At 74.4% G+C, this 20,920-nt stretch carries 19 protein-coding genes; 11 read left to right on the forward strand and 8 right to left on the reverse strand.

The annotated features are described in order from the left end of the window. The first annotated feature begins 130 nt into the window (after positions 1–130). Positions 131–1,432, forward strand: a complete 1,302-nt coding sequence (locus tag O2W18_RS04720) for an EAL domain-containing protein (protein WP_269186399.1) — start codon at positions 131–133, stop codon at positions 1,430–1,432. Continuing rightward, positions 1,429–1,608: a DUF1059 domain-containing protein gene (locus O2W18_RS04725; protein ID WP_269186400.1), complete on the forward strand. Its 180-nt coding sequence runs from the start codon at positions 1,429–1,431 to the stop codon at positions 1,606–1,608. The genes O2W18_RS04720 and O2W18_RS04725 overlap by 4 nt, the downstream gene beginning before the upstream one ends. Positions 1,609–1,643: 35 nt before the next feature. Here the strand turns inward: O2W18_RS04725 and O2W18_RS04730 are convergent, their stop codons facing one another. Both O2W18_RS04730 and O2W18_RS04735 read right to left on the reverse strand, forming a co-directional pair. Next, positions 1,644–2,696, reverse strand: coding sequence for a potassium channel family protein (locus tag O2W18_RS04730; RefSeq protein ID WP_269186401.1), 1,053 nt, complete (start codon positions 2,694–2,696; stop codon positions 1,644–1,646). Positions 2,697–2,768: 72 nt separating this feature from the next. Further along, positions 2,769–3,311: a MarR family winged helix-turn-helix transcriptional regulator gene (locus O2W18_RS04735; protein ID WP_269186402.1), complete on the reverse strand. Its 543-nt coding sequence runs from the start codon at positions 3,309–3,311 to the stop codon at positions 2,769–2,771. A gap of 40 nt (positions 3,312–3,351) precedes the next feature. Between O2W18_RS04735 and O2W18_RS04740 the strand changes: the two genes are divergently transcribed. Next, positions 3,352–5,508, forward strand: coding sequence for an MMPL family transporter (locus O2W18_RS04740; protein ID WP_269186403.1), 2,157 nt, complete (start codon positions 3,352–3,354; stop codon positions 5,506–5,508). On the opposite strand, the gene O2W18_RS04745 is transcribed toward O2W18_RS04740, so the two are convergent. Next, positions 5,405–7,231: a class I adenylate-forming enzyme family protein gene (locus O2W18_RS04745; RefSeq protein WP_269186404.1), complete on the reverse strand. Its 1,827-nt coding sequence runs from the start codon at positions 7,229–7,231 to the stop codon at positions 5,405–5,407. The two genes, O2W18_RS04740 and O2W18_RS04745, sit on opposite strands and share 104 nt — an antisense overlap. Before the next feature lie 93 nt (positions 7,232–7,324). Between O2W18_RS04745 and O2W18_RS04750 the strand changes: the two genes are divergently transcribed. The 3 genes from O2W18_RS04750 to O2W18_RS04760 all read left to right on the forward strand — a co-directional run bounded on the left by O2W18_RS04750 (position 7,325) and on the right by O2W18_RS04760 (position 10,311). Then, complete coding sequence (locus O2W18_RS04750; RefSeq protein WP_269186405.1) at positions 7,325–8,179, forward strand: patatin-like phospholipase family protein; 855 nt, start codon at positions 7,325–7,327, stop codon at positions 8,177–8,179. Positions 8,180–8,213: 34 nt separating this feature from the next. Next, positions 8,214–8,978 (forward strand): crotonase/enoyl-CoA hydratase family protein, encoded by a 765-nt coding sequence (locus O2W18_RS04755; protein WP_269186406.1) that lies wholly within the window; start codon positions 8,214–8,216, stop codon positions 8,976–8,978. A gap of 172 nt (positions 8,979–9,150) precedes the next feature. Continuing rightward, entirely contained in the window at positions 9,151–10,311 is a 1,161-nt protein-coding gene (locus tag O2W18_RS04760) for a glycerophosphodiester phosphodiesterase (protein ID WP_269186407.1), read from the forward strand. A gap of 72 nt (positions 10,312–10,383) precedes the next feature. On the opposite strand, the gene O2W18_RS04765 is transcribed toward O2W18_RS04760, so the two are convergent. Further along, on the reverse strand, positions 10,384–11,256 hold the full coding sequence (locus O2W18_RS04765; protein WP_269186408.1) for a type IV toxin-antitoxin system AbiEi family antitoxin: 873 nt from the start codon (positions 11,254–11,256) through the stop codon (positions 10,384–10,386). A gap of 119 nt (positions 11,257–11,375) precedes the next feature. Then, positions 11,376–11,894 carry a MarR family winged helix-turn-helix transcriptional regulator gene (locus tag O2W18_RS04770; protein ID WP_269186409.1) on the reverse strand — a complete coding sequence of 173 codons (519 nt, stop codon included), beginning with the start codon at positions 11,892–11,894 and terminating at the stop codon, positions 11,376–11,378. 88 nt (positions 11,895–11,982) lie between these two features. Here O2W18_RS04770 and O2W18_RS04775 point away from each other — a divergent pair, with 88 nt between their 5' ends. Then, positions 11,983–12,540: a YceI family protein gene (locus O2W18_RS04775; protein ID WP_269186410.1), complete on the forward strand. Its 558-nt coding sequence runs from the start codon at positions 11,983–11,985 to the stop codon at positions 12,538–12,540. 57 nt (positions 12,541–12,597) lie between these two features. Here the strand turns inward: O2W18_RS04775 and O2W18_RS04780 are convergent, their stop codons facing one another. Further along, entirely contained in the window at positions 12,598–14,697 is a 2,100-nt protein-coding gene (locus O2W18_RS04780) for a putative bifunctional diguanylate cyclase/phosphodiesterase (RefSeq protein WP_269186411.1), read from the reverse strand. A gap of 122 nt (positions 14,698–14,819) precedes the next feature. Between O2W18_RS04780 and O2W18_RS04785 the strand changes: the two genes are divergently transcribed. The 4 genes from O2W18_RS04785 to O2W18_RS04800 all read left to right on the forward strand — a co-directional run bounded on the left by O2W18_RS04785 (position 14,820) and on the right by O2W18_RS04800 (position 19,151). Beyond that, complete coding sequence (locus O2W18_RS04785; protein ID WP_269186412.1) at positions 14,820–15,158, forward strand: hypothetical protein; 339 nt, start codon at positions 14,820–14,822, stop codon at positions 15,156–15,158. Between the two features lie 200 nt (positions 15,159–15,358). Continuing rightward, on the forward strand, positions 15,359–17,248 hold the full coding sequence (typA, locus tag O2W18_RS04790) for a translational GTPase TypA (protein WP_269171143.1): 1,890 nt from the start codon (positions 15,359–15,361) through the stop codon (positions 17,246–17,248). A 303-nt stretch (positions 17,249–17,551) separates the two neighbouring features. Continuing rightward, positions 17,552–18,031: a DUF5994 family protein gene (locus tag O2W18_RS04795; protein ID WP_269186413.1), complete on the forward strand. Its 480-nt coding sequence runs from the start codon at positions 17,552–17,554 to the stop codon at positions 18,029–18,031. A gap of 142 nt (positions 18,032–18,173) precedes the next feature. After that, complete coding sequence (locus O2W18_RS04800) at positions 18,174–19,151, forward strand: NAD-dependent epimerase/dehydratase family protein (protein ID WP_269186414.1); 978 nt, start codon at positions 18,174–18,176, stop codon at positions 19,149–19,151. A gap of 72 nt (positions 19,152–19,223) precedes the next feature. On the opposite strand, the gene O2W18_RS04805 is transcribed toward O2W18_RS04800, so the two are convergent. Then, positions 19,224–19,853, reverse strand: a complete 630-nt coding sequence (locus tag O2W18_RS04805; protein WP_269186415.1) for a class I SAM-dependent methyltransferase — start codon at positions 19,851–19,853, stop codon at positions 19,224–19,226. 9 nt (positions 19,854–19,862) lie between these two features. Continuing rightward, positions 19,863–20,912, reverse strand: coding sequence for an NAD(P)/FAD-dependent oxidoreductase (locus O2W18_RS04810; RefSeq protein WP_269186416.1), 1,050 nt, complete (start codon positions 20,910–20,912; stop codon positions 19,863–19,865). Positions 20,913–20,920 lie beyond the last annotated feature (8 nt).

Raw genomic sequence — 20,920 nt, forward strand, 5'->3', positions numbered from 1 at the left:
GTGCCCCTCCGGGGTGACCCGCTCCAGCGATCACCTCCCCGTGCCGATCACGATCGGACAAGGTGGACGGCACGGCCGCGCGTCCAGGGACGGGCGCAGCGGTCGGGGAACAGCAGGAGGTACGGACGAGGTGGCAGACGTGGTGGCCGGAGCCGGTCGAGCAGGCGCGATCGGCGACGGCCGCGCAGCGCCGACCCCGGTCGGTGGCTGGGCCGCCGCTCTGGACGCCGTGCTCGCCGACCCCGCCCAGCCGCGGCTGGTCTTCCAGCCGATCGTCGACCTGCGTCGCGGCGTGGTCGCCGGCTACGAGGCGCTCTCCCGGTTCGACGGGCCGGCCGGGTGCGGACCGGACCGGTGGTTCGCCATGGCCGACGTGCTCGGGTTCGGCCCCCGGCTGGAGGCCCGGGTCGTCGCAGCCGCCCTCCGCGTCCGCGCCGACCTCCCCCCGCACCGCTTCCTCAGCGTGAACATCAGCCCGCACCTGCTCACCGAGCCCGAGCTCGCCGATCTGCTGCTGGCCGAGGACGACCTCTCCGGCCTGGTGCTCGAGCTCACCGAGCACGTCCCGGTGGAGGACACCGGCCCGCTCCTGCGGCTGCTGGACCGGCTGCGGGCGGTCGGTGCCGCGATCGCCCTGGACGACGCCGGTTCGGGCTACTCGGGGCTGCAGCAGCTCGCGCTGCTGCGGCCGGACTTCGTCAAGCTCGACCGTGCCCTGGTCGACCATGCCGACCGGGACGAGGCCAAGCTGGCCCTCGCCGAGCTGCTGGGCACGTACGCCGGTCGCCTGGACGCCTGGCTGCTGGTGGAGGGGATCGAGCGGCCCGAGGAGCTGGAGGCGTTCGTCCGGCTCGGGGTGCCGCTGGCCCAGGGGTACCTGCTGGCCGAACCGGGGCCCGGCTGGCCCGAGCTGCGCCCCGGGGTGTCCGAACGTCTGCAGGCGATGGCCGCCGGCAGCGCCGCCGTCGACCAGGTGGCCGCGCTGGTGGAGGTCGTGCCCACGGTCCGCTCCGGTGATCCGGCCGGTGACCCGGCGGCGCTGACCGCAGCTGCTGACCTGCTGGCCGCCGACCCCGGTCTCGACCTCGTGGTCGCCGTCGACGACCTGGGCTGCCCGGTCCACCTCATCCGTCCCGGCTCCCGGGACGACGAGCCGGGCACCGACGTCCAGCTCATGCCGGTCAGCCTGCGGGTGCGGCCGGCCGCGCAGCTGGTCGACGTGGCCACCCGGGCGATGACCCGGGTCGCGGCCCGTCGCTTCGACCCGGTGCTCTGCGTCGACGAGCTGGGCCGGCTGCTCGGGCTGGTCCGGGCGGAGCGGATGACCCTGCGGCTGGCCGAGCTGTACGGCGGCGCCGACGTCGCGCCCACCCGCCCCGTCCCCGGCCCGGCGCCCGCCGAGCCACTGCTCACCTCAGGAGTCCCTCGATGAAGGAGTTCGACTGCGCCGACGTCGTCCCCGGCTGCGGAGCCAGCTTCCGCGCCCCGACGTCCGGCGAGCTGATCGCCCACGGCCGGCTGCACGCCCTGCACACCCACGGCAAGGCCGAGCCGGACATGCCGGCGGTGGACGTCGCCGTCCGCGCGGCCATCCGCGACGTCGGCTGAGGCGGTCGGTCCCGCCCAGCCCTTCCCGGTCCTGCTCAGCCCTTCTCGGCCGAGGCCCGGTGGGCCTTGACGACCACGAGGACGTCCTCGCTCTGCAGGGTGCCGATCAGCGGGTCGTCGAAGCGCAGCGTGCGGCCGCCGCGGGCCACGGACAGGACGACGTCCCGCAGCTGGCGCGGCCCCAGGCCGACCTCGGACTGGCTGACCGTGCGCTGTGCGAGGTCCAGCCCCCGTCCGCTGGTCAGCAGGTCCTCGACGACCGCGACCACGCCGGGCTGGTCGGTGGACAGGCCGAGCAGCCGCCCGGAGGTGGCCGAGGAGGTGATCACCGAGTCGGCGCCGGACTGGCGCAGCAGGCTGGCGTTCTCCTCCTCGCGGACGCTGGCGGTGATCGGCACCGTCGGGTTGAGCTGCCGCACGGTCAGGGTGATCAGCACGGCGGCGTCGTCGCGGTCGGCCGCCACGACGACCGCCCGGGCCTTCTCGACCGACGTGCGGCGCAGCACCTCCATCCGGCCGGCGTCACCGAGCACACCGGTGAACCCGGCGGCGGTGGCCTCGTCGATGGCCCGGGGATCGGGGTCGACGACCAGGATGTGGTCGGCGTCGGTGCCCGTGCTGAGCAGGGCGCGGATGGCGCTGCGGCCCTTGGTGCCGTAACCGCACACGATGACGTGCTGGCGCACGCGAGACCTCCAGCGTCGGATCCGGAACTCCTCCCGGGAGCGCGCGGTGAGCGCCTCCAGGGTCGTCCCGATGAGAACGATCAGGAACATGACGCGCAGCGGCGTGATCACGATGATGTTGACCAGCCGTGCCCCGGGGGTGACCGGGACGATGTCGCCGTAGCCGGTGGTGGAGAGGCTGACGGTCGCGTAGTAGGTGGCGTCCAGCAGGCTGATCTCGCCGCCCTGGTTGTCCGCGTAGCTGTCCCGGTGCAGGTAGACGATCAGCACCGTGGCGATCAGCACGGTGGCGGCGATGATCACCCGGCGCCAGACCTGCCGGGCCGGGGACTCCTCGGTGTGCGGCAGGTGGACGCCGGTGCGGTCCTCGATCACGGTGCCCCGCTCCCTCTGCCCGTTCACCGGGCCGGCTGCTCGCACGTCACCGGCGGGACGATAGCCGCCGTGGCTGGGGACTGCGGCCCGGCGGGGCGGTCAGGACGGGGTGTCGGCCGGTCCGGGGTTGGGCTGCGGCCCGCCGAGCCGGTCCGCCCCGGGCGGTGCCTGCACGGCGGCGAGCACCCGGTCCAGCAGGCCGTGCAGCGTCGCTGCCTCCGCCTCGGTCAGCCCCAGGACGGCGGGCCGGCCCAGGTCGGCCAGCACCGGACCGGCGGCCAGCAGCGCCTGGTGGCCGGCCTCGGTGAGGTGCACCTCGGCCCGCTGGCCGCGGCGGACCGGCCCGGGCCGCTCGACCCAGCCGGCGTCGACCAGCCCGTGCAGCAGGGCGCTCATGCTCTGCGGCGTCAGCTGCAGCCGGCGGGCCAGCTCCGCGGAGGTGAGCGTGCGGGCGCGCGCCAGGTGGACCAGCACCACGAAGGTGTGCGGTCGCAGCCCGACGGTGGCCAGCTGCCGGGCGAAGAGCGCGTTGACCGCGGCACCGGCCCGGGCCAGGGCGTAGGCGGGGATGCCGGCGGGGTCCTCGGCGAGCCAGGGGGGCAGCCCGGCGCCCGGGCCGTCGCCGTGCACTGGATCCGCCACGGAGGACACCGTAGGTTGTCGACAGAGCATCAGTCTCCTGATGCTTACGGTCGAGGGGGACGAGATGGGTCGACTGGCCGACTGGGTGCTCGGGCACCGCCGGATCGTGGTGCTCACCTGGCTGGCGCTCGCCGTCGTGGGCGGGGTGCTGGCGCCGACCACGATCGACCGGCTGGGGTTCGACTTCTCCACGCCCGGGCAGCCCGCGTACGAGGCGAACCAGGCCATCGTCGAGCAGTTCGGCACCGGCGGGGGCGTCGACCCGCTGGCGGTCACCGTGGCGCTGCCCGAGGGCAGCAGCATCGCCGAGAACCGCGAGGAGCTGGCCGCCGTCGTCGACCGGCTGCGGCAGCCCGGCTGGCGGGTGGCCAGCCCGCTCGACGAGGGCACGGCGGCCGAGGTGCTCGCCGCCGAGGGCACCGCGGTCGTGCTGGTCTGGCCCCCGGCGGTCGAGGGTCCGGCGCCCTACGCGGCCGCGCTGCCCCAGCTGGAGGGGGCGCTACAGGGGGTCACCGTGGCCGGGGTCGAACCGGTCGTCACCGGCACCCCGCTGCTGGCCGAGGGGGGCGGTGAGGAGCGGCCGATCATCGTGGAGATCGCCTTCGGCGCCGGCGGGGCGATCGTCGTCCTGGTGCTGGTGTTCGGCTCGCTGCTGGCGCTGGTGCCGCTGCTGGTCGCCGCGGTGGCGATCACCACGACCTTCCTGCTGGTGCTCGCGCTGACCACGGTCACCGACGTCAGCTTCATCGTGCAGTACCTGGTCGGGCTGATCGGGCTGGGCGTGGCGATCGACTACTCGCTGCTGGTGGTCATGCGCTGGCGGGAGGAGCGTGCGGCCGGCGCCGACGACCTGACCGCGGTGCGCACCGCGATGACCACCGCCGGCCGCGCGGTCGTCTTCAGCGGGGTCACCGTGGCGATCTCGCTGCTGACCCTGGTGGTGCTGCCGCTGCCCTTCCTGCGCACGGTCGGCTTCGGTGGGCTGTTCATCCCGCTGGTCAGCGTGCTCGTCGCGCTCACCCTGCTGCCGGTCGTGCTCGCCTCGGCCGGGCGCCGGCTGGAGTGGCCGCGCCGGGAGGCGCGCGGCTCGGAGAGCCGTACCTGGCGCCGGATCGGGACGACGGTGGTGCGGCACCGCTGGGTCTCCGCGGTGCTGGCGACCGCGCTGCTGCTGCTGCTCGCCTCCCCGGTGCTGGGCATCCGGCTGGGCTCCCCGCAGGTCTCGGCGATCGCCACCGGGTCCTCCCCGGCGGCGACCGCCTTCCAGGAGCTCACCGGCGACGGCCTCCCGGCCGGGCTGGTCCGCCCCGTGGAGGTCCTCACCGGGGACCGCACTGCGGCCGTCGAGCGGCTGTCGGAGGTCGAGGGCGTGGCCGGGGTGCTCGCGCCCGAGGGGGAGGCCTGGCAGGCCGGCGGGACGGGGCTGGTGGACGTCGTCCTCGCCGACGACCCGTCGTCCATGGCCGGCCGGGAGGCGCTGACCGCCGTCCGGGCGGCCGCCGACGAGCTCCCCGGGACCCGGGTCGGCGGCACCGCGGCCGGCGACGCCGACTCGGTCGAGGCGATCTACGGCAACGCCTGGTGGGTGCTGCCGCTGGTCGTCGTCATCACCTTCGCGCTGCTCGCCCCGGCGCTGCGCTCCATCTGGCTGCCGGTCAAGGCGCTGCTGCTGAACGTGGTGTCGATCGCGGCCGCCTACGGGATGACCGTGTGGATCTGGCAGGAGGGGAACCTCACCGACACCCTCTTCGGCGCCTCCGCCACCGGCACGCTCACCTTCTGGGTGCCGGTGGCCGCGTTCTCGTTCCTGTTCGGGCTGTCGATGGACTACGAGGTCTTCATCCTGTCCCGGATCCGGGAGGGCCGGGACGCCGGGATGAGCACCGACGAGGCGACCGTGCACGGCGTCGCGTACACCGGCCGGCTGGTCACCTCGGCGGCGCTGATCCTGTTCCTCGCCTTCGTGGCGCTCTCCACGGTGCCGGTCGTCGACGTGAAGATCTTCGCGACGACGCTGGCGCTGGGCATCCTGCTCGACGCCACCGTGGTCCGCGGGGTGCTCACGCCCGCACTGGTCGCCGTGCTCGGCGACGTCAACTGGTGGTGGCCGTTCGACCGTCCCCGGCACCTGCCGGCGCACGCGGCCCCGCGGCACGGGGCCCCGCGGCACGCTCACGCGCGCTCAACTCGCGCTTGAGCACCTTGCCGGCCGGCGACACCGGCAGGGCGTCGACGAAGACGACGTCGCGCAGCCGCTTGTACGGCGTCACCTGCTCGTTGACCACCGCCATCACGCCCGTGGCGGTCAGCGCCGCACCGGCGTCGTCGGCCCGGCGCACCACGTAGGCGACCGGCAGCTCGCCGGCCTCCGGGTCCGGCCGGCCGACCACCGCGGCGGCCGCCACCCCGGGCGTGCCGAACAGGATCTCCTCCAGCTCGCGCGGGAAGACGTTGTAGCCCTTGTAGAGCAGCATGTCCTTGGTCCGGTCGACGATCGACAGGTAGCCGTCGGCGTCCAGCACCCCGACGTCGCCGGTGTGGAACCAGCCGTCCGGGTCGATCGACTCGGCCGTCGCGTCGGGCCGCCCGGCGTAGCCGCGCATCAGCTGCGGGCCGCGGAGGCAGACCTCGCCGCGCTCGCCGGCCGGCAGCGGGTCACCGCCGCCCAGCGGACGGATGCTGACCTCGGTGTCCGGCAGCGGGACGCCGACCGTGCCGGGCTTGCGGATCCCCGAGGTGTGCGGCGGGTTGCCGGTCGCCATCATCGTGACCTCGGTCAGCCCGTAGCCCTCGGCGATCACCACCCCGGGCACCAGGGCCGCCATCCGGTCGATCAGCGGCACCGGCAGCGGGGCCGCGCCGCTGGAGAAGCCGCGGACGCCGGACAGGTCGGCCTCGGCGATGCCCGGGACCTGCAGCAGCGCGACGAAGACCGGCGGCGCGCCGCCGATGCTGGTCACCCGGTACCGGACGGCGTCGGCCACGTAGAGCGCCGGGTCGAACCGGTCGTGGACCACGACGGTGGCGCCGCTGAGCACCTGCCCGTTGAGGTACCCGATCACCCCCATCGCGTGGAACCAGGGCGTCAGGTTGATCAGGGTGGCGGTGCCCAGCCGGGTGGGGTGCTCGGCCGGGTCGCCGAACTGGTCGAGCGTGACGTCTCCCTCGGCGTCCAGCGCCGGCATCGAGCCGGTGGTGAAGCAGGCCGACTGCAGCACGTTGGTGACCACGGCCCGGTGCGGCAGCTCCACGCCCTTGCTGACCCCGGTGGTGCCGCCGGTGTAGGCGAGGTGCGCCAGGTCGGTGACCGGGTCGAGGTCGGCGTCGCGGTGCGCGTCGGTCGGGTCGGCGGCCAGCAGGTCCCCGAGGGAGACCGCGCCCGGCAGGTCGGCGAGGTCGACGGCGGCGGTCGGGTCGCCGATCTGCTGCGGGCCGGTGACCACCACGGTCTGCACCCCGGTCTCGGGCAGCGCCAGCCGGACGACGGGCAGCACCGGCTCCCAGGTGACCAGTGCCCGGGCGCCGGCGTCGGCCAGCTGGTGCGCCAGCCCGGCCGGGGGCAGCAGCGGGTTGGTGGGGGAGAAGGTCGCCCCGGTCAGCAGCACGCCGTAGTAGACGGCCGGGTACTGCAGGCAGTTGGGCAGGTGCACGGCGACCACGTCACCCCGGCCGATGCCGCGAGCCGCGAGCCCGGCGGCCACCGCGTGCGCCCGGCGGCCCAGCTCGGTGAACGACAGCTCGACGTCGTGGTGGACGAACGCCGTCCGGTCGCCCCACCGGCGCACCGCGGCCCGCAGCACCGAGCCGACCGGGACGAGCGGGTAGCTCAGCGAGCGGGGCAGCCCGGGCGGCCAGGGGGAACGCCCGGCAGACGGCTCGGTCGGTGCCGGGGTGCTGCCGGGGGCCTGCGTCGTGGTCATCCGTCGTCCTCACGGTCGGCGTCGTTGCCGAGCGCCAGAGTGGCGTACGTCACTCGCTGCGTCGAGACCGGTGGCGTGCGTCAGGATGACCTGATGAGCTCGCAGCGCACGGCCCTGGTCCTCGGCGGCGGCGGCGTCACCGGCATCGCCTGGGAGATCGGGGTCCTCGCCGGGCTCGCCGACGCCGGCGTCGACCTGACGTCGGCCGACCTCGTCGTCGGCACCTCGGCCGGCTCGGTGGTCGGTGCCCTGGTGACCACCGGGGCCGACGTCGAGTCGCTGCACGAGCGGCAGCTGGAGCCGGTCGGCCCGCAGGAGACCGCGTCGCGGATGGGCCGCGGCACGCTGGCCCGGTACGGGCTGGCCATGCTGCTGGCCCGCCGCGACGACGTCGCCTTCCGCCGCCGGATCGGCCGGCTGGCGCGCACCGCCGCCGACACCGGCCGGACGCCGTCGGAGGAGGAGCGCCGGGCCGCGATCGAGCGGCGGCTGGCCGGCGCACAGTGGCCCGACCGGCCACTGGTGGTCACCGCCATCGACACCGAGAGCGGCGAGTTCACCCCGTTCACCCGCGACTCCGGGGTCGACCTGGTGACCGCGGTGGGCGCCAGCTGCGCCGTCCCCGGGGTCTACCCGCCGGTGACCATCGGCGACCGGCGCTACATGGACGGCGGCATGCGGTCAGCGGCCAACGCCGACCTGGCCGCCGAGTACGAGCGGATCGTGGTGATCGCCCCGCTGCCCCGCGGCGCCGGCCCGATGGCCAGCGTCGACGCCCAGGTCACCGGCCTGGTCAGCCGGGTCGCCGTCGTCTCCCCGGACGAGGCCAGCCGGGCCGCGATCGGCAAGAACGTGCTCGACCCCGCCGCCCGTGCACCGTCGGCCCGCGCCGGGCGCACCCAGGCGGCGAGCGTCGCCGCGCGGGTCGCCGAGGTGTGGCACGGCTGAGTCCGGGCCCCCGACCCCCACGAGAGGACAGGCCATGACCGCACCGGTGCTCACCGAGGTGACCGACGGGGTCGGGGTGCTCATCCTGAACCGGCCGGCGGCGAAGAACGCCGTCGACCTGGCGACGACCGAGGCCCTGGCGGCCGCGATCGACGAGTTCGAGGCCCGCGACGACGTCGCCGTCCTGGTGCTCACCGGGGCGGGCGGCACGTTCTGCGCAGGCATGGACCTCAAGGCCTTCGCGCGGGGCGAGCGGCCGCGGATCGAGGGCCGCGGGTTCGCCGGGCTGACCGAGGCGCCGCCGGCCAAGCCGCTGATCGCCGCGGTCGAGGGCTGGGCGCTGGCGGGCGGCTGCGAGCTGGCGCTCTCCGCCGACCTGGTGGTGGCCGCCCGGGACTCCCGGTTCGGCATCCCGGAGGTCAAGCGCGGGCTGTTCGCCGCCGGTGGCGGGGTGCTGCGGCTGGCCAAGGCGCTGCCCTACCAGCGGGCGATGGAGATGGCGCTCACCGGCGACCCGCTGCCCGCCGAGGAGGCGCACCGGTTCGGCCTGGTCAACACCCTCACCGAGCCCGGCGGTGCGCTGGCCGGTGCGCATGAGCTCGCCGCCCGGATCGTGGTCAACGGCCCGCTCGGGGTGCGGGCCAGCAAGCAGCTGATCGCCGGGTCGGTCGGCTGGACCGACCGGGCCGCGCTGGACGCCCAGCGGGAGCTGGCGGACCGGGTGTTCGGCTCGGCCGACGCGCTGGAGGGCGCCCGGGCCTTCGCCGAGAAGCGCCCCCCGGTCTGGCGCGGGGAGTGAGCTCTCCGGCGTGGCGGTGACCCGCTGACGCGACCCGCCGGGCGACTCGCCGACCACGCCGGCCGACTTCACCGGGTGTTCGCCGGGCATTGCCTGTGCGGCGGCTGAGGTCCCACTGTGCTGGGTGGCGGGCCGCCGGCGATGGTCGCCGTCCGAGCCCGTGGGGGTCCCGATGAGCCGTACGTCCCGGCTGTCCGCCGCTGTGCTGACCGCCCTGCTCGCCGTCCTGCTGTCCCTGGTGGTCGCCCCGGCGTCCTCGGCCACCCCACCGGGCGGCGCGCACCACGGCGCCGACCCCGCCGAGGAGCTGCTGGTCATCGGCCACCGGGGAGCCTCCGGGTACCGGCCGGAGCACACGCTCGCCTCCTACGAGCTGGCCGCCCGGATGGGCGCGGACTACATCGAGTGCGACGTGGTCAGCACCGCCGACGCCGTGCTGGTCTGCCGGCACGAGAACGAGATCTCCGGCACCACCGACGTCGCCGACCGCCCGGAGTTCGCCGACCGGCAGACGACCAAGACGGTCGACGGGGTGGAGCTGACCGGCTGGTTCACCGAGGACTTCACGCTGGCGGAGCTGCAGACCCTGCGCGCGGTCGAGCGGCTGCCGGAGCTCCGGGAGGAGAACACCCTCTACGACGGCCTGTTCGCGGTGCCGACCCTGGACGAGTTCCTGGAGCTGCGCGAGGACCTCAGCCGTGAGCTGGACCGGGAGATCGGGGCCTACATCGAGACCAAGCACCCCACCTACTTCGACGGGATCGGGCTCTCGCTGGAGGAGCCGCTGCTCGCCGACCTGCGCGAGGCGCGCCTCGACCGCCGCAACTCCCCGGTGTTCCTGCAGTCGTTCGAGACGACGAACCTGCGTGAGCTGGACGCGGCCGGGGTGAAGGTCCCGCTGGTGCAGCTGCTGTCGGCCAGTGGCGCCCCGGCCGACCTGGTCGCCGCAGGTCAGCCGTACACCTACGCCGACCTGTCCACCGCGGTCGGCCTGGCCGTGATCTCCCGGTACGCCGACGGGGTGGGCCCGGAGAAGTCCCAGGTGATCCCGGTCGAGGAGGACGGCACGCTGGGGGAGCCGACCTCCTTCGTCGCGGACGCCCACGCCGTCGACCTGCTGGTGCACCCGTACACGTTCCGCAACGAGAACGAGTTCCTGCCGGCCGAGCTCGACGAGGGCGTCGACCCCGCGGCCTACGGCCGGGCGCTCGAGGAGCAGCTGGCCTTCTGGGCGGCCGGCGTGGACGGGATCTTCACCGACAACCCGGACACCGGCGTCCTCACCCGCGACCTCTTCCTGGAGGAAGGCGCAGAGCTGGCCCCGGCCGCCTGAGGCGGCAGCCGCCTGAGGAACGGCGAGTGGCAGCTCAGCGGGCTTCCCCGACCCGGGAAGCCCGCTGGGCTGTCACGCGGTGAGTGCGGCGGCGATCCTCGCCAGCAGGACGGCGGGGGAGTGCAGGTCGGCGGCGGTGACGAACAGCACCCGCCAGCCCGCAGCCTGGAGGGACTCGATCCGCCGACGGTCCGCGGCGACGCGGGTGGTGTGCCATGCGCCCTCGTACTCGAGTGCGATGCGGCGCTCCGGCCAGGCGAAGTCGACCCGGGCCAGGAACACCCGGCCGCGGCGGACCACGTGCTGGGCCACCGGTGGCGGCAGCGACGACCGGGAGAGCAGCAGCCGGAGCCGGGTCTCCGGGGCTGAGGCGGCCAGCCCGTCGGCGAGTGCGCAGGCCGTCCGGGCTCGGCGGCACCCACGGCCGGTGAGCTCGGCGGCCGTCAGCTGCAGGGGCGCCAGAATGGTGGTCCGCGCCGCGACGAACCGGTCCAGCAGGACGACGCCGTCGTCGAGCGGGAGCCGCCCGGCGAGCTCCAGCGCCGTCGTCTCCGGGGACGTCGCACGGACACCGCCGACGGGGCGCACCCGTTCTCCGGGTACGGCGCGGCGGTGCACCACCACGCCGGGAGCGGCACCGCGGGGCGCACCCGGGGCGACGGTCACCTCCACGTCGTCCGCCGGGCCGGCGAGGTCGGCCAGCCCCCAGAGCACCGCGGCGCTGACCCCGGAGACGACGCCGTGCGGGAGCAGCAGTCGTCCCACCGCCTGCGCGCGCACGGTGTGGGTGACGTCGAGGGCGGCATCGGCGTAGACGTCGGGGAACAGTCGCACCCAGGCGCGACTGCGGAGGTCGTCCGGGCTCAGCAGGCCGCTGCGGACGGCGGTCGTGCCGCGGAAGACGCGGCCGCGGAGTGGATCGGGACGGCGGGTCGGACGGGGCACCGCCGCACCCTGGCGCAGCAGGGCAGATCGCCGCTGGCGTCGTCCACAGCCGGTGAGTGACAGCTCAGCGGGCTTCCCGGGTCGGGGAAGCCCGCTGGGCCGTCACTCGGTGCGGGAGTTCACGCCTCGTCGTGCAGGTGGCGCAGCAGGGTGTCGCCGATGTCGCGCATCGCGGCGACCTGTTCCGGGCTGAGCTGGTCGAACAGGTGGCTGCGCACGCTCTCCACGTGCACCGGAGCCGCCCCCTCGAGTGCGGCGAACCCCTCGTCGGTGAGGACGGCGAGCTGTCCACGGCCGTCGTCGGGGCAGACCTGCCGGCGCACCCACCCGCGTTCCTCGAGCCGGGAGACGGCGTGGGACAGTCGACTGCGCGAGGACAGGCACCGCTCGGCGAGCTCGCTCATCCGCAGCTGCCGGCCCTCGGTCTCGGAGAGCTGGACGAGGATCTCGTAGTAGGCGTGCGAGATGCCCGTCTCGCGGGTCAGTTCGCGGTCGAGCCGGTCGTCGAGCAGCATCCAGCTGTACAACCAGGCGCGCCAGGCGCGCTGCTCGTCGGGGTCCAGCCAGCGCGTCGCGGCGGGCGGAACCGCGACAGGTGTGGCCGCCGTCCGCGCCACGGGGGACACGTCACTCGTCATGGGGCGAGGGTACTGGCGGAATGCTCAAGCATTCAACTACGCTACGCCCCAAGCAATCGATCAAACGCTCAACCACTTGGAGATCACCATGGCCAGCATCACCCAGATCCCCGGCTACGTCGTCGGCACGTGGGACATCGACGCCTCCCACTCCACCGTGGGCTTCGCCGTCCGCCACATGATGGTCAGCAAGGTCCGCGGCTACTTCCGCGAGTTCTCCGGCGAGATCGTCACCGCCGAGGACCCGGCCCAGTCGACGGTGCACGCGACGGTCGACATGGACTCGATCGACACCCGCCAGGAGCAGCGCGACGCACACATCAAGTCCGCTGACTTCTTCGACGTCGGCAACCACACGGTCATGGACTTCCGCTCCACCGGCGTCCGCAACAAGGGCGAGGACTGGGTCGTCGAGGGGAACCTGACGATCAAGGGCATCACCAAGCCGGTCACCCTGGCCCTGGAGCTCAACGGCTTCGGCCCCGACGCCTACGGCGGCACGCGCGCCGGCTTCTCCGGCAAGACCTCCATCTCCCGCAAGGAGTTCGGCGTGGACATCGACATGCCGATGGACGGCGGCGGCGTCGTCGTCGGCGACAAGATCGAGGTCGAGCTCGAGATCGAGGGCGTGCTCCGCACCGCCTGATCAGGCACCCGTCGCGCACAGGGCCTCCACCCGCTCGGGTGGGGGCCCTGCTGCGTCTCAGGGCAGGCGCTGCTGACCGGTTCGCCGCCGGCCCTCCGTGAGCAGCGCGCCCAGCCGGTCGCCGGTCACCGGCGGGGAGAGGTGGTGGCCCTGCGCGTAGGTGCACCCCACCCGGCGGGCCAGCTCCAGCTGCGCCGCGGTCTCCACCCCCTCGGCGAGCACCGCCATGTCCAGCGCCGCACCGAGCGCGGCGACCGCGCCGAGGAGCGCCTCGGGGGCCGTGGCGGCGGCGGGCAGCGGCCCGGCGACGAGGGCGCGGTCCACCTTCAGCACGTCGGCGGGCAACGAGGCCACCGCCGCCAGCGAGCTGTACCCGGCCCCGAAGTCGTCCAGGGCGATCCGGACGCCGTGGCTGCGCAGCTCGCGGAACTGGGCCACGGCGTGTTCCGGGTCGCGGGCCAGCGCCGTCTCGGTCAGCTCCAGCACGAGGTCGCCCGGGTCCAGGTCTCGCTCGGCCAGCGCCTGGCGGACGTCGTCGACCAGCGTCCCCGAGGAGAGGTGGACGGCGCTCACGTTCACCGCGACGGCCAGGTCGTGACCGTCGGCCTGCCACGCCTCGGCCTGGGCGATCGCCGTCCGCAGCAGCCAGCGGGTGATCGGCACGATCATCCCGGTCTCCTCCGCGACCGGGATGAACTCGGCCGGCTCGAGCCAGCCCCGGTGCGGGTGCTCCCACCGCAGCAGTGCCTCGCACCCGGTCACCGTGCCGCTGGGCAGGTGCACCACCGGCTGCCAGTGCACGGTCAGCTGGTCCAGCGCCGCAGCCGCCCGCAGGTGGGTGACGACCTGGCGCCGGTCCTCCAGGGCGGTGCGCAGGGTCGGGGTGAAGTGCAGGTGCTGGTCCCGGCCGTCGGACTTCGCGGCGTACATCGCGGCGTCCGCGTCCCGGAGCAGGTCCTCGGGTCCGGTGTGCGCCAGGTCGGAGGTGGCCGTCCCGATGCTGGCGGTCAACGACAGCCGCGTCCCGGCCAGTTCGAAGGGCTCGTCGAAGACGGCCCGGAACCGCTGGGCCAGCACCTCCCCGGCCGGGGCATCGCAGTCGCGGGCGACCACCACGAACTCGTCTCCGCCCAGGCGCCCGACCACGTCGCTCGTGCGGGTGCGCTGCGACAGCCGAGCCGCCAGCTCCTGCAGCAGCAGGTCGCCGGTGGAGTGCCCGAGCGAGTCGTTGACCTGCTTGAAGCCGTCGACGTCCAGGTAGAGGACGGTCACCGGGCCGCCATCCTCGGCCAGGGCCCCGGTGATCGTCTCGTGCAGGGCGGCCCGGTTGGGCAGCTCGGTGAGGTGGTCGTGCCGGGCCTGCCAGGCGGCCCGCTGCTCGGCCCGCACCCGGTCGGTGATGTCGGTGTGGGTGACCACGGCGCCCGGCCCGCCGTCCACCGGGAAGACCTGCAGGTGCCACCAGGTGCCGGCGGTGCCGGTGCCGGCGGTCGGTGGGGAGTAGTCGAGGGAGAACGACGGCGCCCGCCGCTGGAGCACCGCCTCCAGCCCTTCGACCGCCCGCTGGGCGTCGGGGTCGCCGGTCGCGGCCAGTGCGCGGCAGGCGGCCAGGTAGTCGTCACCGGCGCGGCTGGCGGCCGGCCGGCCCGCCGTCGCCCCCTGTGCCCACGCCGTGTTGGTGGTCAGGATGGTGCCGTCGTCGCTGAGGATCGCGGTACGCGCCGGCAGTGCGTTGAGCACCCCGCGGATCAGGGAGGACTCCGCGGCGCGCTCCTCGTCGAGCGTGCGCCGTTCGTGCACGTCGCGGAAGAACAGGACCAGGTCGTCGAGGACGGGGTAGGCGCGCACCTCGAACCACCGGTCCAGCGGTTCGTAGAAGAACTCCAGGTGCTGGTTGGACCGGGTCGATCGGGCCCGCCGGACCAACTGCTGCCACGGCGCACCGGGCCGGTCCGGGAACTGGGTCCACAGCACCTGGCCGACGAGCTCGGCGGCCGGCCGCTCGAGCAGCCGTTCGGCGGCGTCGTTGACCCAGGTGTAGCGGTACTCCGCGTCCAGGAAGCAGACCGCCTCGCTGATCGAGGACAGCGCCTCGGTCGCCCGCTCGCGCCAGGACCCGTCGGCCACCCACGGTGGTGGGTCGCTGTGCTGGGTCATGGGGACTCCTCGCACCGTCCGGACGGACTCGAGCGGCGAACCGTACCGCCCAGGGTCACCGATCAGCTGCTCGTGCGCAGGCTCGACCGCACCGGTCCGTGCCCGCTGGGAGACTGGTGGACATGTCGACCACGACCCTCAGTCGCGTGCAGGCCCGCTTCCCCTCGGCCGTCGCGGTGGCCATCGGGCTGGCCGCCGGGTTCGGCGTCGCCCAGGGCACCGGCGTGCGGGCGCTCGGCGGCGTCGTGTTCGCCGCCGGCGGCCTGGCTGCCGGCTGGCTCTGGTACCGCCGTCGCGGGGCAGCGGTGGCCGCGGCCCTGGCGGCGGGCTACGTGGCCGCCTTCGTCGGTGCGCACGTGCTGGCCCTCGGCGTCGGCTGGCCGTCCTGGCTGGCGGTCGGGGTGGTCACGGTGCTCGCCGCAGGGGTCTCCTGGGTGGTGGCCGACCGTCCGTCGTCCTGAGGCCTCGGTCCAAAGGCTCGTCCCGAGCCCGCGAGGGATGAGGGCGACCAGGGTCCTTCGAGAGTGGTAGACCGGTCACAGCCGCTCGGAGGGGGCCCGTCGTCCCCTACCATGGGAAGGTCTCGGCCGCCCGTGCCGTTACACCTGACGCGCGCCGCTGCGCGCAGACCCCCACGCGATCCCCCGAGGTGCCTCTCCGCATGCCCACCCGCAACGACCTGCGCAACGTGGCGATCATCGCCCACGTCGACCACGGCAAGACCACCCTGGTCGACGCCCTGCTCCGGCAGGCCGGTGCCCTCGGGCGCTCGAAGGGCGAGGGGACGGACAACGACTCCACGCAGGACCGGGTCATGGACTCCGGCGAGCTCGAGCGCGAGCGCGGGATCACCATCCTGGCCAAGAACACCGCGATCCGCCTCGCGGACGAGGACGGCAACCCCGTCGTCGTGAACATCGTCGACACCCCGGGCCACGCCGACTTCGGTGGCGAGGTGGAGCGTGCGCTGTCGATGGTGGACGGTGTCGTGCTGCTCGTCGACGCCTCCGAGGGCCCGCTGCCGCAGACCCGGTTCGTGCTCCGCAAGGCGCTGGCGAAGGGGATGCCGGTCATCCTCGCGGTCAACAAGACCGACCGGCAGGACGCCCGCATCGAGGAGGTCGTCGACGAGACCTACGAGCTGTTCATGGAGCTGCTCGAGGACGCCGGCCTCCCCGCCGAGACCCTCGAGTTCCCGATCGTCTACTGCAACGGCCGTACCGGCCAGGCGTCGCTGAACAAGCCCGAGAACGGCACCGTCCCGGACAGCCCGGACCTCGGCCCGCTGGTCAAGACGCTGCTGGACACCGTGCCGGCGCCGGTCTACGACGCCGAGGAGCCGCTGCGCGCGCAGGTCACCAACCTCGACGCCTCGCCGTTCCTGGGCCGGCTGGCGCTGCTGCGCATCCACTCCGGTGAGATGAAGCGGGGCCAGCAGGTGGCCTGGTGCAAGGCCGACGGCACCATCACCCGCACCAAGATCACCGAGCTGCTGGTCACCGAGGGCCTCACCCGCACCCCGGCCGACAGCGCCGGCCCCGGCGACCTGATCGCCATCGCCGGCATCGAGGACATCATGATCGGCGACACCCTCGCCGACCCGAACGACCCGCGCCCGCTGCCGGCGATCACCGTCGACGAGCCGTCGATCTCGATCACCATCGGCATCAACACCAGCCCGATCTCGGGAAAGTCGGGCAAGAAGCTCACCGCCCGGCTGATCAAGAACCGGCTCGACCAGGAGCTGGTCGGCAACGTCTCGGTGCGGATGCTGCCCACCGAGCGCCCGGACACCTGGGAGATGCAGGGCCGCGGCGAGCTGGCGCTGGCGATCCTGGTCGAGCAGCTGCGCCGCGAGGAGTTCGAGCTCACCGTCGGCCGCCCGCAGGTGGTCACCAAGGAGATCGACGGCAAGCTGCACGAGCCGGTCGAGCGGGTCACCATCGACACCCCGGGTGAGTACGTCGGCACGCTGACCCAGGCCCTGGCCGTCCGCCGCGGACGGCTGGAGAACCTGGTGCACCACGACACCGGCTGGGCGCGGATGGAGTACATCGTCCCCTCGCGTGGCCTGATCGGGTTCCGCACCGAGTTCCTCACCGAGACCCGCGGCACCGGCGTGCTGAACCACAACCTCGAGGGCTACGAGCCGTGGCTGGGCGACATGCGCGCACGCCCGACCGGCTCGCTGGTCGCCGACCGCACCGGCGTGGCGACGACGTACTCGATGTTCTCGCTGCAGGAGCGCGGCCAGATGATGGTCGAGCCGGGCACCACGGTCTACGAGGGCATGGTCATCGGTGAGAACTCGCGTCCGGACGACATGGACGTGAACATCACCAAGGAGAAGAAGCTCACCAACATGCGCAAGGCCACCTCCGAGGAGCTGGAGCGGCTCATCCCGCCGAAGCTGCTCAACCTGGAGCAGGCGCTGGAGTTCTGTGCCGAGGACGAGTGCGTGGAGGTCACGCCGGGCGCGGTCCGGGTGCGCAAGGTGGAGCTGGACCAGACGATCCGCGGCCGGTCCCGGAACCGGAAGCCCAAGCCGTGAGCGCGGACCCTTCGGGGTCCTGACCGAACGCCGTCGTCCCGCTGGGGACGGCGGCGTTCGTCGTCCTGCGGCAGGACGCGCGGACGAGGACTGCCGATGCGGGTGGGTCCAGTGTGTCGAGAGTTGTGGGTCGGTCACGGTTCGTGATGGCTGGCCGGGTGGGTCCGGTGCGTTCGCCGGCTCTCCTCGTGGCGCGCCGGGGTGTCGCAGCGGCGGTCGTAGGTTCCGGTCCGGAGAGGTGGGCTCGGCAGGGGAAGGCCGGGCACACCTGGGGGAACGGTGTGAGAGGTGGTCGGGAAGCCGATGACGGTCCAGCGGGCAGCAGGTTTCCGGAACGGGATCGACGTGCGGGTGCGTCTGCGCCCGGCGACGGCACCGACCGACGGCACGTTCGACGGGGCGTGGTGGCCGCGCAGCCGGCTGCTGTCGGTCGAGCTGCCCGAGCTGGCGGCGGCGCTGCAGAGCCTCGGCGTGCGGATCGACCGGTTCACCTACGCCGAGGGGGCCTGGGACGAGCCGCCGGCCCGCAAGGTGCTGATCGGCGGGCGCACCGTGCGCACCGGTGGGTTCGGCAGCATGGACCAGCAGCTGGTCTCCCTGACCGTCGACGGCGACCGGCGGGTCGACCTGCTGGTGGTCCCGCCGGAGGCCGATGCGCTCACCGGCGTGCGGGCGCTCCGGCTGGCCGGCCTGCGCGAGGACACCGGCAACCCGCAGCGCGGGCTGCTCACCGCGCCGTCCCGGCCCCGGGTCCTCCCGCTCACCGGCGTCCGCGCCGGCTGAGCCCGGGGTTGAGCCGGGTCGCCGACCGTCTGGCCGTGTCGGGACCCGGCTCTGCGGACAGTGAGGCGGCTCAGCCCGGATCGGGAGTGAGCCGAGAGCGAACCGGCTGGACGGCGGCGGGTGGCTGCGCTGAGGTCGGGGCATGCGACTCCTGGTCCTCGGCGGCACGCACTTCCTCGGCCGGCACGTCGTCACCGCGGCGCTGGAACGCGGCCACGAGGTGGCCACGTTCACCCGCGGGGTCTCCGGGGCGCCCCCGGCCGGGGCCCGGGCGCTGATCGGCGACCGCGACGACCCGGTCGCCCTGCCGGCGGCACTGGACGGCTGGTCGCCGGAGCTGGTCGTCGACACGTCCTGCCAGACCCGCGCGGCGGCGGAGCACGCGGCGACCGCGCTCGCCGACGTCGCCGGCTACGCCTTCGTCAGCAGCCTGAACGCGTACCGGAACTGGCCGCCCGGGCCGATCGCCGGGGAGCAGGAGCCGACCTGGGACTCCGACGAGGACTCCTACGGGCCGGTCAAGGCCGCCGCCGAGCGGGTGTTGGTCGCAGCGCTGGGGGAGCGGTTCCTGACCGCCCGGGCCGGGCTGGTCGTCGGGCCGCACGACCCGCTCTACCGGCTGGGTTGGTGGCTGGACCGGATCGCCGCCGGCGGTCGGGTCGTCGTCCCGGCGGAGGGGCTGGACCAGCCCATCGCACTGGTCGACGCCCGGGATCTGGCAGGCTGGCTGGTCGAGTCGGTCGAGCAGGGCCGGTCCGGTGCGGTGAACGCCACCGGGCCGGCCGGGATGACCACGTTCGGCGGGCTGCTGGACACCTGCCGGGACGTCACCGGCGGCGACGCCGAGTGGATGCCGGTGCCCGAGGCGGAGCTGCTCGCGGCCGGCGTCCAGGAGTGGAGCCACCTCCCGCTGTGGCTGGCAGCGAGGACCGCCCGCACCGCCTGGGACGTCGACACGACGCGTGCCCGGGAGCTCGGCCTGCCCTCCCGTCCGGTGCGCGACTCGATCGCCGACAGCTGGACCTGGATGCAGACCAGCGAACGCCCGGAGCCCCCGGCCGGCCGGCCACTGCCTGGCCTCCCTCTCGACTTGGAGCGGACCCTGCTGACTGGGGGTTGAACCGCACCGGCTGGGGTCGAGCCGCGTCAGGGCACGGCTCAACCCCAGCCCAGGTGGGTCGACCCGGGCGGCTCACTCTCGCCGGCGGACCCGGACGACCTCGTCGGCGTCGTGGTGGTCGTGCTGGCCGGCCGGCCGCGGTCGGCTGCCGGCCAGGACGACGTCCCACTCCTGCAGGTCCAGGTCGGCGAGCACGTCGGCGGCCGTGGCGAAGCGGTCGGCGCCCCACATGACGGCGCGCTGCTCGTCATGGACGTGGCCGACCCACAGCAGCGTGCCGCCGGGGGCGACCGCCGCCGCCAGCCGCGGCACCAGCGCGTGGCGCACCGCCGCCTCCGGGTGCAGGAAGTGGGCGGTGACCAGGTCGAACGCCGCCTCGGCGGGCTGCCAGGTGGCGACGTCGCCCTGTGCCCACGTCACCCGGTCGCCGAGCCCGGCGGCCGACGCCTGGGCGGCGCCGCGGTCGAGGGCGGTCTGCGACCAGTCCAGGCCGGTCACCTGCCAGCCGCGGGAGGCGAGCCACAGCGTGTCGCCGCCCTCCCCGCAGCCGACGTCCAGGGCCCGCCCCGGCGGGAGGTCGGCCGCCTGGTCGGCGAGCGTGGGGTTGACCCGGCCGCTCCACAGCGCGGTCGCGGCGGCGTAGCGCTCTTCCCAGGAGGCGTGGTCCTGGCCGGTCGAGGTCTGCTGCTGGTGGTCGTGCACCGTTCCTCCTCAGATCCCGTGCCGGCGGTCGCCGAGCACCTGGTCGCACAGTTCGCGTTCGCTCACCGGGGAGAACACCTGCCGGGTGGTCAGGGCCCCCCGGGCGGCCAGGGCTCCTCGGGTGGCCACGGCCCGCCGGGTGTCGTCGGCGATCAGGTCGGCGTTGACCGCCACCGCGGCGTTGAGCCCGGCCGCGGCCGCGCTGATCACCTGCGCCCGGGTGTCGGTGACGTTCCCGGCCGCCCACACACCGGGGACCGCGGTCGCGCCGAACGCGTCCACCGGCACCCCGCTGCCCATGACCAGCTCGCCCATCCGCTGCTCGACCGCCGCGAGCCCGAGGGACTCCAGGACGCCGGCCCGCGCGGTGAACCGCGGGGCCACCACCACGAAGTCGCGGGCGATCACCGTGCCGTCGGCCAGTCGGACGCCGGCGAGCCTCCCGTCGGCGGTCTCCAGGCCGACGACCTCGCCGACGACCACGCTGATGCCCCGCGCGGCGAGCTGCTCCCACTCCTCCTCGGTGGGCTGCGGACCGGTGTGCAGGAAGAGGGTGAGGTCGGCGGTCCACTGCCGCCACATCAGCACCTGGTGCACCCCGAGGGGGCTGGTCGCCAGCACGCCGACCGCCTGGTCGCGCGCCTCCCACCCGTGGCAGTACGGGCAGTGCAGGACGTCGCTGCCCCACAGCTCGCGCACCCCCGGGACGTCGGGCAGCTCGTCGACCAGCCCGGTGGTCACCAGCAGCCGACGGGCGCGCACCGACCGCCCGTCGGCCAGTCGCACCTCGAAGCCGCCCTCGACCGGGGCGGCGGAGGTGACGTCGCCGTCGGCGAACTCCCCGCCGTAGCCGGCCACCTCGCTGCGCCCGATCGCCAGCAGCTCGCGCGGCGGGACGCCCTCCCGCCCCAGGTAGTTGTGCGCGTGCGCGGCAGGGGCGTTGCGGGGCGCCCCGCCGTCCACCACCAGCACCGATCGGCGGGCCCGGCTGAGCGCCAGTGCACCGCTCAGGCCGGCGGCGCCACCGCCGACGACCACCACGTCGTACTCCGTCTCCACCGTGCGCT

The organism is Modestobacter sp. VKM Ac-2983 (assembly GCF_026967885.1).
Taxonomy (GTDB): domain Bacteria; phylum Actinomycetota; class Actinomycetes; order Mycobacteriales; family Geodermatophilaceae; genus Modestobacter.